Here is a 12,643-nt window from a genome sequence, read left to right on the forward strand (position 1 = left end):
CCCGAGCCGATGGCGGCGTTTGGATCAATTCTTCCGGCAGCCCGGTGATTCATATCACCCCGCGCCCGGTCTAGTCACGCCATCACAGAACAAGCCTCGGGCAGCCGGCCGCACGTGCGGCTGACAACGCTATCATAGGAGTCGATCACCGTGTCCCGTTCCTGGTTTACCGAGGCCGCCGGCCTCTTCCTCGCTGGTGCAGCGTGCTTCGTGATGAGCGCGACGACCCTTGCCTGGATCGCGACGGGCGCGACGCTGATCTGACCTCCGCTGCTTGAGGGAAATAGCAAATGTACAAGGACTTCAGTTACGAAGCCGTGCTCGGCTCGTCCGAACGCGCTGCCTGGCGGCTCGACGATGTGCTCGGGCCGGACCAGCCGCTCGACTTTTCCGCCAAGTTCATGCCCGAGGCGCTGGCCCGCACCGATGCGGCGCCGGGACTCTCGGCAGCAGAACGCAAGCTGCTCAACCAGATCAGCGGGCATCAATATCTGGTGCTGTTCGGGGTGATCGAGGAGTTCATCCTCCCGTTCGTCCTCGACCACGCCCGGCCGCATCTGAACCGGGACGATTTCCGGGTCCGCGCCTTGCTCAACTTCGCGACCGAAGAGGCCAAACATATCCAGCTGTTCCGCCGCTTCCACGCCGCGTTCGCAGCCGACTTCGGCACGGAATGCCCGATGATCGGCCCGGCCGAGGCGATCGGCGCCAAGATCCTGGCCCATGACCCGCTCGCGGTGGCGCTGGCCATCCTCCACATCGAATGGATGACGCAGCGCCATTATCTGGACAGCGTGCGCGACGACGGCGGCATCGACCCGCTGTTCAAGAGCCTGCTCCGCCACCATTGGATGGAGGAAGCGCAGCACGCCAGGCTCGACACCCTGATGGTCGAGGCGCTGGCCGAAAGCCGCAGCGAAGCGGGCGTCATGGCGGCGACGGAAGAATATCTGGAGATCGGCGCCTTTCTCGACGCAGGCCTCGCGCAGCAGGCGGAGTTCAACCTCGTCGCGCTCGAACGGGCCACCGGCCGCAGCATCGCCGACAAGGCCGAGCTGCTCTCACAACAGCATCAGGCGGCACGCTGGACCTATCTCGGTTCCGGCATGACGCACCCGAACTTCCTGGCCACGCTCAAGGGCATTTCGCCCAACGCGTGCGCCAAGGTTGAGGCGGTCGCACCCCTTTTCAGCTAATCGAATGGAGTAATCTCAACATGTTGGACACTGTTTCCGGGAAAACCGTCAACGATATCGACCTCGCCGCGCTCGGCGAGGTGGTCGAGGGCATTCAGGCGGACGCGAGCAAGGCCAAGGTCGGCTTCCACGTCACCACCCGCTGGCAGGGCCAGACCCGCAGCGAAACGACCGTCGAAGCCATCACGCTCGCCGGCGAACGCGTCGAGCGCGACTTCCGCATCACCGTGGACGAGCCGACCGAACTGCTCGGCACCAATGCGGCCGCCAATCCGCAGGAGCTGCTGATGACGGCGATCAACGCCTGCATGATGGTCGGCTATGTCGCCGGCGCGTCGATTCGGGGCATCGAGCTGGAGTCGGTCGAGATCGAAACCAAGGGTGAGCTGGACCTGCGCGGCTTCCTCGGCCTCGATGATCAGGTGCCGGCCGGCTATCGCGAGCTCGACTATGACGTGCGCATCAAGGGCAAGGGCACGCCGGAGCAGTTCGCCGAAATTCACCAGTCGGTGCTCGCGACCAGCCCGAATTACTTCAACATCAGCCGGCCGGTGAAGATGAACGGCAATCTGGTCCTCGGCTGACCGGTTCGTCGATCTCTCTCACCCCTTGATCGACGAGAGGGGCTCATCCGCTTGACGGCGGGTGAGCCCCTCAGCCCTTGGACCGAATGCCAAAACGCGTTCTCACCTCCATCTACCTGCCGCACGCGCCGGAACGGGTGTGGGACGTGCTCGCCGATTTCGCCCGCTATGCGGAATGGAACCCGCTGAACGTCGAGGCAGAAGGTGAGGCGCGGGCAGGCAGCCGCGTGCGGATGCGCTTCCTCAATCCGGCGCGGCACGGCGCGACGATTCGTCAAACGGTGACCGTCACCCGCGCCGAGCGCGGACGGGCGCTCGCCTGGCGCGGACACGTACCCCTGCTTTTCACCGGCGACCATCTGTTCGACCTGCGGCGCGAAGGGGCCGGCACCCGCCTGATCCACAGCGAGACGCTTTCCGGCCTGATCCCGTGGCGCTTCAGCGAGGACCAGATCGAACGCCTGTTCGTCCCCGCCTACGAGGCCTGCAACCGCGCCCTGGCCGAACGGCTCAACGCGCTGGAGAATGTCTTTCCGCTGCGGCTCGCCTCGGTGCGCTGATCACTTCGGCCGGCCGGCGAAGCCTGCGGCCTTGCGGAGCGCGTCGGCGTCCATGATGCGGCCGGCTTGCATGACGAGGCGGGTCTGGCGGAGGTCGCCGATCCGGGCTTCGGGGTCGCCTTCGACCAGCACCAGGTCGGCCGTCTTGCCGACCGCGATCGAGCCGACCGACTTGTCCACGCCGACCATGCGCGCCGGCACGATCGTGGCCGCCGCTAGCGCCTCGGCGGGCGTGAAGCCGGCCTCCCGATAGATTTCGAGTTCGTGGATGATCTCGAGGCCCGAGCCGTCGGTGCCGGCGATGACCGGCACGCCTGCCTTGTGCATGCGGCCGAGCAGCTCGACCATCTTTGCCCAGCTCTTGCGGTAATCGGCGCGGGTCAGCCCCTCCGGCACCTTGAAGCCGCCGCTCCTGAAGCCGCGCTCGGTCGCCGGCGGCAGCGTGCCGACGAAGGGCGCATAGGAGGGCGACAACTCGCCATTTTCGGGCACATAGAGGCTCTCGAACGCGATCATCGTGGGATCGGAGTAAATCTTCTTGTCGGCCAGCGTCTTGACCCAGGCCTTCATCTCGGGGCTGTCGAGATCGAGATCCTTGGCGTAGCGGCCCGGCCCTTCGAAACGCATGATGCCGTTCGACTGCTGGATCACGCTGTCGGGCATGCCCTGCATGACGATCCAGTTGATGTGCGTGATCTCGTCATAGCCGGCATTGACGGCATCGAGCGGCCGCAGACCCTGTGGAATATGGCCATGGACGTGAAGCCCCAGCCGGTGCGCCTCATCGATGGCGGGCTTCAGCCAGGCAGGATTGAGCGTGCCGTAGAATTTCACGCCGTTGAAGCCGTTAGTTTTGGCCTTGCGGACCCAGTCGATCGCCTCCGCCTCTGACGTCGCGACATTGGCGACCTGGGCGGTGTTGGGTCCTTTCCCGTCGATCAGCGAGGAAGGATAGACGGTCGGGCTGAGCAACTGCCCCGAAGCCGCCCGCCCGCGGCGATCGATCGTGAGCCTGTCATTGTTGCCCGGGTCGCGCACCGACGTGACGCCGAGCGAAAGCTCCTGCAGCAAGGCATAATCGTCGCCGACATGCATGTGCACGTCCCACAGGCCGGGAACGAGCGTCTTGCCGCGTCCATCGATGACGCGTGCGCCGGCCGGCGCCGTCGTCGAGGCCGCCGGGCCGACCGCCACGATCTTGCCCTTGTCGACAACCACCGTCTGGCCGTCCTTGAACGACAGGCCGTCGGCGTCGAAGAGCTTGACGTTGGTGAAGACGACCGGCGTCGTCGGCACCGTCACCAGCGACTTGGCGAGGGCAGGCATCCGCGCCGACATCGCCGCCGTTTGCGCCGCCTCCAGCTTCGGCATCTCGGCTTCATAGCCTTCCGGCAGCCAGCCGAGCACGAAAGTGACGCCGAAGAACCGGTTCTGCGCGTCCGTCCAGACCGGCAGCGGCGAGTTGCTGATCCCGCTCACCGCCCACAAAGTGACATCCTGCCGCTTGGCGCCCTCGCCGACGCTCACCGTGGTCAGCTTCTCGGCGGTCGCCGTTCCACCAGGCAGCAGCTTCATCGATTTGGTCGGGGTGGCCAGCAGCCGCTCGATAAACCAGGCGTTGGTCGCCATAGGCCCGCCGACCGAGGAGTAGAAGGCGGGTTCCGTGTAAGCGGTGGAGCCCTGATCGACCTGCGACTTCCAGCTGGCCCTGCCGCCCGTGACCTCGAAGGTCTCGCCGACATCGCCGCCAGGATTGACGCCGCGAATCTCCATCCGTGCCGGCATCTTGTCGCCGCCGACGCGGGCAGAGGCGTCGGTTTCGAACACCTGGCCGCGCAGCAACAGGCTTTCGCGGCCCATCAGCGTGCCGTCAGGGGCCGTCCAGATATAGGAGTCCCCGTGCTTGCCGCCGGTCGAGAGGATGACGAAGTGGCGGGCATCCGCCGGCGGCTTGGCGAGCTGCTCCTTCGGCACCTGAGCCAGCGCGCTGCCCGACAGCAGCATCAGAATCAGTCTGGCGTGCTTCAGCTTCATCTCACCCTCCCGCTCAGTTGTGAGGACTGTGTTGCTGATGCAGGGCACCGTCAAGCGCCAGTCTGCGGATTTTACGGTATCCAGACAAAGTTATTGATCTGATGGGAAAAACTGTGCAGCGGCGGTTGCTGGGTGGTTGGTAGAGTAAAGGCGTACCATGCGTTCCAGCCCCCGCGCTCGCCTGCTGGCGAGCTCAATCTTCATTGTTCCCGCCCTTTGGGCATCAGGCGCCGCCGCACAGACGGCCGCCGACACCAGCCCGACCAGAGTCAATCCGGCGACCTGCGCCAATGATGCATCCGCGCCCGGTTGCGCGGCGCAATCGGCCGACGGCGGCACCGCCACCGAAGAAGCCGCGATCGTCGTCACCGGATCGCGCATCGTCTCGCCGGTCGCGACCGCCGCGTCGCCGCTCCAGGTGGTCGATTCCCGCCAGATCGCCAGCACCGGCGCGGTCAACGTGCAGGACGTGCTGCTGCAGAACCCCGCCTTCGGCACGCCGTCCATCAGCCGCACCAACTCGTCCTTCGCCACGGCGAGCGCCGGCGTCGCGACCGTCGACCTGCGCAACCTGGGCGTCGACCGCACGCTGGTGCTGGTCAACGGCCGCCGCTTCGTTTCGGGCATTCCCGGCAGCAACGCCGTCGACCTGAACGTCATCCCGACCCAGTTCATCGAGCGGGTCGACGTGCTGACCGGTGGCGCCTCGGCGCTCTATGGTTCCGACGCCGTCGCCGGTGTCGTCAACTTCATCTACAAGCAGGATTTCGAAGGCATCCAGGCGGACGGCCAGACCGGCATCACGCAGCGCGGCGACGGCTTCGACTATCAGGCCAATCTGCTCGCGGGGAAGAACTTCGCCGATGGCCGCGGCAACATCATGGTGTTCGCCGGCTATTCCAAGCAGGGCACGATCTACAAGAAGCAGCACGGTACCGAAGCGGGTCCGTCCGATGTCGACCAGACCAGCCTGGGCGGCAGCATCACCGGCAAGGACGAAGACCTGTTCACGCCGGCCCGTCCGTTCCTGTCGGGCTACAGCCCGCGTGGTCGCTATTATGCCGGTGACACCACCTTCACCTATGACCCGGTGACGAACGCGCTGCGCCCGTGCAGCTCGACCAATGGCGGCATTGCACCGGACGATTGCGGCGCCTTTGCCGGCCAGCCGATCGGCCCGGACGGGTTCAACCGCTCCTCCTACCGGTACCTGGCCGTTCCGGTGGAGCGCTATGTCGGCGCGCTGCGCGGCAATTTCGAAGTCTCGGACGCGCTCAACCTGTTCGTCGAAGGCAATTATGCCCGCACCCAGGTGAGGACGGTCATCGAGCCCTTCCCGCTCGATTCCAGCTATATCGATCCGACCACCGGGGGACAGATCGCGATCGAGTCGGTCGTGAACGGCGTCACCTACCGCAATCCGTTCGTGCCCGACGCCATCTTCAACGCCGCGACCGACACGGACGGCGATGGCCTCCGCGACATCTTCTTCGACAAGCGCCTGTCCGATTTCGGCGGCCGCACCTCCTCGGCCAAGCGCGACACCTTCCGCATCGCGGGCGGCGTCAACGGCAAGTTCTGGGATGACTGGTCGTACGAAGTCTATGGCGTCTATGGCCAGACCAAGGAGCATCAGACCGGCTCCGGCCAGTTCAACAGCCTGAAGTTCCAGCAGGCGCTGAACGCGATCCGCGAGGTCAACGACATCGATGGTGACGGCGACCGGACCGAGATCATCTGCACCAATGCCGATGCGCGGGCGGCGGGCTGCGTACCGGCCAATATCTATGGTCCGGGCAGCCTCACGCCAGCGGTCGGCTATCTCGCCGCGCCATCAACCCTCGACACGAAGGTCACGCAGACCGTGGCCGGCGCGAACGTCTCGGGCGGCCTGTTCTCGCTGTTCGGCAACCGAGACAAGGTCAGCGTAGCGGTCGGCGGCGAGTATCGGAAGGAAACCTCGTCGAGCGTCTTCGACGAGCTCACCCAGCTCGGCCTCAACGGCGGCAATGCGCTGCCCTCGACCAAGGGCAAATTCGACCTGGTCGAAGGCTATGGCGAGGTGATCGCGCCGATCCTGCAGGATCGTCCCTTCTTCAATCGCCTGACGCTGCGCGGTGCGGTGCGCGTGTCCAAATACTCCACGGTGGGCACGACCTTCAGCTACAATTATGGTGGCGAATGGTCTCCGATCGAGGACGTCCGCTTCCGGGTGATGCAGGCGCGTTCGGTGCGTGCGCCGAATGTCGACGAGCTATTCTCGCCGCCGCAGCAGGACTTCCCGAGCGGTCTGCAGGATCCGTGCATCGGCGTCACCGCGACCGATACGGGCACGCTGGCGACCAACTGCCGCGCCGCGCCGGGCGTCGCCGCGAACATCGCCGCCAATGGCGCGTTCACGGTCACCCAGGCAGACGTGCAGGGCATCACCAGCTTCGGCGGCGGCAACCCGCAGCTGCAGGAGGAAAAGGGCGACAGCTTCACTGCAGGCGTGGTCATCAACCCGCGCTCGCTGGGCGGGGCGTTCCGCAACCTGGTCCTGACGGTCGATTACTTCGACATCAAGATCAAGGATGCAATCGTCGATACGCCGCTGCAGTTCATCCTGGACCAATGCTATAATGGCGGTAACCAGGCGCTCTGCCAGTTCATCACCCGTCGCCCCGCGCCTCAGGGTGCGAACAGCGCCGGCTCGATCGACCAGGTGAATAACGGCCCCTCGAACAGCGGCGGCGTCCGGACTTCGGGCATCGACACGACGATCAACTGGCGGTCCGACCTGTGGGGCGGCAGCTTCGGCGTGCGCGCGTCCTACACCCACCTGTTCAAGGGCTATTCGGTGCCGCTGCCCGGTTCCGACCGCGACTATTTCGCGGGCGAGATCGGTGCGGCCAAGGACCGGTTCACGACCAGCCTGTCCTTCGATCAGGAGAATGGCGTCGGCGCCACGCTGACCGGCACCTATATCGGCGCCTCCTATCTGGACGATCAGCTGACCGGTGCGAAGCCCGGAGCCAACAAGCTCTATCGGGTCGCGTCGGAGTTCTACCTGGACGGCCAGGTCCGCTTCAACGTGGGCGAGCGGTACCAATTCTATGTCGGCGCCAACAACCTGCTCGACAACAAGGCACCGTTCCTGGCCGACATCGGCGCTTCGGCCGGACAGGACACGGATGCCGGCACGTATGACGCGATCGGCCGCCGTTTCTACGCGGGCGCCCGGCTGCGCTTCTGACGCGCTCGAGCAAATCCAAGCTCGTCATTCCCGCGAAAGCGGGAGCCCAGAAGCGAAGTGAAGAAGACTGGGTCCCCGCTTCCGCGGGGATGACGAAGGAGGAAGAGGGAGGTGGCTCGCGCCGCCTCCCATTCTTCCATCCACAACTGATTTCCACCGTCGCTTTGAACACCGGCGCGGGCGCACTATAGCGTTCCCCTTATGTCCGACCTGTTCGCTTCCAACGCCGCGCTCGCCCAGGATTACGACGCTTCGTCGATCGAGGTGCTGGAGGGTCTGGAGCCAGTTCGGCGCCGCCCCGGCATGTATGTCGGCGGCACGGACGAACGGGCGATGCATCACCTGGCGGCCGAAGTGCTCGACAATGCGATGGACGAGGCCGTCGCCGGGCATGCGACCCGCATCGAGGTGACGCTGGAGCCAGGCAATCGCATCACCATCGCCGACAATGGCCGCGGCATGCCGGTCGATCCCCATCCCAAATATCCGGGCAAGTCGGCGCTCGAGGTCATCCTGTCGATGCTGCATTCGGGCGGCAAATTCTCCGGCAAGGCCTATGCGACCTCCGGTGGCCTGCACGGCGTCGGCGTCAGTGTCGTCAACGCCCTCTCGTCCGAAACCATCGTCGAAGTCGCCCGCAACAAGGAGCTGTTCCGCCAGCGCTTTGCAAAGGGCATCACGATGAGCCCGCTCGAAAAGCTCGGCGCCGTGCCGAACCGCCGTGGCACCACCGTCTCCTTCATCCCGGACGCCGAGATTTTCGGCGAGGAGATGAAGTTCAAGCCGAACCGGCTGTATCGCCTTGCCCGCTCCAAGGCCTATCTGTTCGCCGGCGTCGAAATCCGCTGGAAATGCGCACCGGAACTGATCGCTGACGACACGCCGCCCGAGGCGGTCTTCCAGTTCCCGGGCGGGCTGGCCGACCACCTGAAGGAACAAGTCGGCGAGCGGGAGTGCGCCACCAGCGACTTCTTCACCGGATCACAGGAGTTTCCGGACGGTCAGGGCCGCGTCGAATGGGCGATCGGGTGGCCGCTGTGGAGCGAGGGATCGTATAGCTGGTATTGCAACACCATCCCGACGCCCGACGGCGGCACGCATGAAGCCGGCCTCCGCGCGGCGATCACCAAAGGCATTCGCGCCTTCGGTGAACTGACGGGCAACAAGAAGGCGAAGGACATCACTGCCGAGGACGTGGTCACCGGCTCCGAGCTGATGCTGAGCGTCTTCATCCGCGACCCGCAGTTTCAGAGCCAGACCAAGGACCGGCTGACATCTCCCGAGGCGGCAAGGCTGGTCGAGAATGCCATGCGCGACCATTTCGACCATTTCCTCGCCGACCGGATGGAGCGCGGCCGCGCGCTGTTGCAGTTCGTGCTCGACCGGATGGACGACCGGCTGCGCCGGAAGGCCGAGCGCGAGGTCAAGCGCAAGACGGCGACCGGTGCCCGCAAGCTGCGCCTGCCGGGCAAGCTGACCGACTGCGCCGCTTCGGATTCAGCCGGCACCGAGCTGTTCATCGTCGAGGGCGACAGCGCTGGCGGCTCGGCCAAGCAGGCGCGCGACCGCAAGACGCAGGCGATCCTGCCGATCCGGGGCAAGATCCTGAACGTCGCCTCCGCGACCGCCGACAAGATCCGCGCCAACAACGAGATCGCCGACCTGATCCAGGCGCTGGGCTGCGGCACGCGCGACAAATGCGCGCCCGATGCGCTCCGCTACGAACGCATCGTTATCATGACCGACGCGGACGTGGACGGTGCCCATATCGCGACCTTGCTGATGACCTTCTTCTTCCAGGAGATGCCGGAGATCGTGCGGCGCGGACACCTCTATCTCGCCCAGCCGCCGCTCTATCGCCTGACGTCAGGCGGCAAGAGCCTCTACGCCCGCGACGATGCCCACCGCGCCGAACTCGAGGCCACCGAGTTCAAGGGCAAGAAGGTCGAGGTCGGCCGCTTCAAGGGACTGGGCGAGATGAACCCGGGGCAGCTGCGCGAGACCACCATGGACCCGAAGACGCGCAGCCTGATCCGCATCACCCTGCCCGACGACGCCGAGGACCGCTTGCTGGTGCGCGAACTGGTCGACCGGCTGATGGGGCGTAATCCTGAGCACCGCTTCCAGTTCATCCAGGAAAACGCCGCGCGACTCGATGAGGAAGTGATCGACGCCTGACTGATTGGCTAACCCCACAAGGTTTGGCCTGAGCTTGTCGAAGGCCTCCCTTTCTTTGCCGGACGTCCTTTGAAGAAGGGGGGCTTCGACAAGCTCAGCCCAAACCGGGTTGTGGGTTCTAGTCCCCCTGCACCCGCGCCAGTGCCGCCGGCAGCTGGGCCGCGTCGGCATCCTCGACCGGCGCCTTGTAGACGGTCCGCATCTTCTCGACCGTGTGCCCCCATTGTTCGGCACTCATCCTGGGCTGGAGCAGCACCATCGAGGCGCTGTGGCAGGACAGGCAGTTGGCGTTGAGCAGATCGGCGTCAGGACCGGCGAATTGCACATCATCGTCCGGGAGGGTGAACTCCGCCGGCGCCATCAGCAGGGCAAGCCAGAGGATCAGCGCCTTCATGCGGCCACCAGCTGCGTCGCCTCGACGACGTTACGGAGATAGCCCGAATGGTTCCAGTTCGGCGTCATCGGCTGAGCGACGCCGGCACTGTTCGTGCACCGAGTCAGGATCGTGATCGGGCCGGCGGCGGGGGACGGCAGCTGCAGATCGAACCGGCGGAAGCTGTAGCGACCTTCATCGGCGCCGAGGCGAGCGTCGCGCCAGCTTGCGCCGGCATCGGTCGACACCTCGACCTTGGCGACACCCTGATCCCCGCCCAAGGCGATGCCGCGCAGGTCCAAGGGCCGGCCGGCCGCAACTTTGGTGCCATCGGCATGGCTGGTGATCCAGGATCGCGGCGGCATGGCCGATATCGGCTTGGTCGCAAAGCCCTGCGCGCCGGGCGCCACATTGCCGTAAGGCGTGTCCGGCACGCGATAGGCCTTCGCCATCCAGTAATTGTCGTCCGTCTTGTCGAGCACTTCGATGTCGCTCAGCATTTTGACCCAATAGGTGGAGAACCAGCCGGGCACGATCAGCCGTAGCGGATAGCCGTTGAGCCAAGGCAAGGGCTCACCATTCTGGGCCCAGGCGATCATCACCTCGCCGTCCCGGGCGTGATCGACTGCCAGCGATTTCAGGTAATCGGGGGAGTCCGACACCAGCGGGCCATCGAGACCGCCGAACCGCACCGCCACGGCCCCCGACTGCACGCCGGCGAGATCAAGCACGTCCTTCAGCTTCACGCCCGTCCAGCGGGCGTTGCCCATCGCGCCATGCCGCCACTGCGCCCCGGCGATGCGCGGCTCGAACAGGCCGCGCGAATTGCCGGAGCATTGATTGACCGCCGCATATTCGATCCTGGGCAGCTTCATCAGTGCGTCGAGCGATAGCGACAGCGGCTTGGCGACAGCCCCGCGGACCGCCAGCCGGAAGCTCGCCGGGTCGATGCTCGTCGGAATGTCGGCCAGATGCCAACGGACGAAGAAGCGGTCATTGGGCGTAAACACGCCCTGATCGAACACCTCGAACGGCGTCTCGAGCAGCGGCGGGCGCACGCGCTGTACGATCATCTCGCCCTTGTGCGGAAAGGCGCTGCTGGTCGGCCGCTGTGACGGGCCCCCAGGAAGCGCCAGGTCCACCATGCGTTGCGCCCTGGCCGTCCCCGCGAGCGCGGCGGCGCCGAGGATCAGTTCGCGGCGGGCAAATCCGTGCATCCGCGCTGCTTAGGCGGGCATCAGGCTCAGGTCCATCCGCAGCCGCATCGTTTCGCCGGGCTCCAGTACGCGCAGGCCGAGTTCGGGCCAGCTCTGCTCCGGCTCGTTGAGTGCCGCATTGGCGTGGCTGACGGGCTCGGCGGCGAGCAGTCCTCCGCTCGGCGGCGAATAGATCTGGAAGAATTTTGCGTCCGGCGAGGCCATGCGGGTCACCCAACCGTTGCCCGCGGTCAGCAGCATTTCGCCACTCCAGCCGCCATAGCCATTGTCGAGACTTCGCCCGCACGCCGGCTCGCCAGTCAGCGCATAGCGGCCGCCCGGCTCGGCAATGCCCGTCGGCAGCACCTTGTCGTCGACTTCCCAGACCCGCTCCACCTTCGTGTCGATGCGCGTCTCGTCGTCGCAGGGGAAATAAGGGTGAAAACCGAGGCCGCAGGGCATCGGCTCGGCTGAGAGATTACGGCAGCTGATCTCCGCCTCCAGGCCCTTGTCGCTCAGGCGGAAGGTCTGGCGCGCCTCATATTCCCATGGCCATTCATCGGGCGCATGCGCGAAGAAAAGGCAGGCGCTCGCATCCCCCAGGCTCTCGATCAGCCAGGGCCCGAGCCAGCCATCGCCGTGCAGCGGGCTCGGATCGCCGACCATGTTGGGCGCGATCGAGACCCGCTTGCCGCGGAACAGGAAGGCACCGTCGCGGATGCGGTTGCAATAGGGCACGAGCGGGAAGCAGCCGCAGTCGAGCGGGCTCGCCGGTGCCTCGCTGCCGCGCAGGATCGGCCTGCCATCGTGCGTCAGCGACGCGATCGAGCCCCCCACCTCCGGGGCCAGGATGAGCTCGTGACCGGCGGCTGTGATCGAGATCATTGCTGACTCCGATGAAAATTATCCACAGAATCGCGCATGGAAAACAACGCATTCCACTTTTGCGGCGAGTCACGGTGCATTAAGCACATCCGGCGCATAAAGCGTGCTCGTTTGATTTTGTGCCCGGGGGGGCGCGTATGACTCGAATGGTTCGTGATTTCTTCGAGGTCGAAGACCGGGTGTCGCTCGACCGTATGATCGACATCCTCAGCACGGTGCGGGAGCGGCTGCCGGAAGGTGCCACCGACGCCAAGGTCCAGATGCGGGGCGACGATATCTTCGGCCGCCGCCTGAGCGTCTCCTATCTCCGCCCGCTGACCGCCGAAGAGGCAGCGCGCGACGCGCGCTATGCGGGCGAGAACCGGCTGAGCATCGCCGCCTGAGATTGCCGTTCTCCTGCGG

Annotated in this window: 10 protein-coding genes; 6 read left to right on the top strand and 4 right to left on the bottom strand. The window is 65.6% G+C overall.

From position 1 onward, the window contains the following. Nucleotides 1–290 precede the first annotated feature (290 nt). The 3 genes from HJG53_RS02970 to HJG53_RS02980 all read left to right on the top strand — a co-directional run bounded on the left by HJG53_RS02970 (nucleotide 291) and on the right by HJG53_RS02980 (nucleotide 2,340). Nucleotides 291–1,196 (top strand): diiron oxygenase, encoded by a 906-nt coding sequence (locus tag HJG53_RS02970; RefSeq protein WP_171127672.1) that lies wholly within the window; start codon nucleotides 291–293, stop codon nucleotides 1,194–1,196. A 20-nt stretch (nucleotides 1,197–1,216) separates the two neighbouring features. Continuing rightward, complete coding sequence (locus HJG53_RS02975; RefSeq protein ID WP_171127673.1) at nucleotides 1,217–1,780, top strand: OsmC family protein; 564 nt, start codon at nucleotides 1,217–1,219, stop codon at nucleotides 1,778–1,780. A gap of 86 nt (nucleotides 1,781–1,866) precedes the next feature. Beyond that, on the top strand, nucleotides 1,867–2,340 hold the full coding sequence (locus tag HJG53_RS02980; protein ID WP_171127674.1) for an SRPBCC domain-containing protein: 474 nt from the start codon (nucleotides 1,867–1,869) through the stop codon (nucleotides 2,338–2,340). On the opposite strand, the gene HJG53_RS02985 is transcribed toward HJG53_RS02980, so the two are convergent. Next, nucleotides 2,341–4,374, bottom strand: a complete 2,034-nt coding sequence (locus tag HJG53_RS02985) for an amidohydrolase family protein (RefSeq protein ID WP_171127675.1) — start codon at nucleotides 4,372–4,374, stop codon at nucleotides 2,341–2,343. It abuts the gene before it with no gap. A gap of 157 nt (nucleotides 4,375–4,531) precedes the next feature. Between HJG53_RS02985 and HJG53_RS02990 the strand changes: the two genes are divergently transcribed. Together HJG53_RS02990 and parE are read left to right on the top strand one after the other, a co-directional pair. Further along, nucleotides 4,532–7,609 carry a TonB-dependent siderophore receptor gene (locus tag HJG53_RS02990; RefSeq protein WP_171127676.1) on the top strand — a complete coding sequence of 1,026 codons (3,078 nt, stop codon included), beginning with the start codon at nucleotides 4,532–4,534 and terminating at the stop codon, nucleotides 7,607–7,609. A gap of 201 nt (nucleotides 7,610–7,810) precedes the next feature. Continuing rightward, complete coding sequence (gene parE / locus HJG53_RS02995; protein WP_171127677.1) at nucleotides 7,811–9,787, top strand: DNA topoisomerase IV subunit B; 1,977 nt, start codon at nucleotides 7,811–7,813, stop codon at nucleotides 9,785–9,787. A 118-nt stretch (nucleotides 9,788–9,905) separates the two neighbouring features. Here parE and HJG53_RS03000 read toward each other — a convergent pair whose 3' ends face one another. Genes HJG53_RS03000 through HJG53_RS03010 form a run of 3 tightly spaced genes read right to left on the bottom strand, consistent with a single transcriptional unit; the run spans nucleotide 9,906 to nucleotide 12,241 of the window. Further along, entirely contained in the window at nucleotides 9,906–10,181 is a 276-nt protein-coding gene (locus HJG53_RS03000; RefSeq protein WP_171127678.1) for a hypothetical protein, read from the bottom strand. Continuing rightward, on the bottom strand, nucleotides 10,178–11,377 hold the full coding sequence (locus HJG53_RS03005; RefSeq protein ID WP_171127679.1) for a molybdopterin-dependent oxidoreductase: 1,200 nt from the start codon (nucleotides 11,375–11,377) through the stop codon (nucleotides 10,178–10,180). The genes HJG53_RS03000 and HJG53_RS03005 overlap by 4 nt, the downstream gene beginning before the upstream one ends. Before the next feature lie 9 nt (nucleotides 11,378–11,386). Next, the gene (locus tag HJG53_RS03010; RefSeq protein WP_171127680.1) at nucleotides 11,387–12,241 is read right to left on the bottom strand and encodes an aldose 1-epimerase; all 855 of its coding nucleotides are present in this window, start codon (nucleotides 12,239–12,241) and stop codon (nucleotides 11,387–11,389) included. A gap of 146 nt (nucleotides 12,242–12,387) precedes the next feature. On the opposite strand from HJG53_RS03010, the gene HJG53_RS03015 reads away from it, so the two are divergent. Beyond that, on the top strand, nucleotides 12,388–12,624 hold the full coding sequence (locus tag HJG53_RS03015; protein WP_217352571.1) for a hypothetical protein: 237 nt from the start codon (nucleotides 12,388–12,390) through the stop codon (nucleotides 12,622–12,624). The last annotated feature ends 19 nt before the right edge of the window (nucleotides 12,625–12,643 follow it).

The sequence above is a fragment of the Sphingomonas sp. ID1715 genome, assembly GCF_013044515.1.
In the GTDB taxonomy this organism is placed as follows: Bacteria; Pseudomonadota; Alphaproteobacteria; order Sphingomonadales; family Sphingomonadaceae; genus Sphingomonas_B.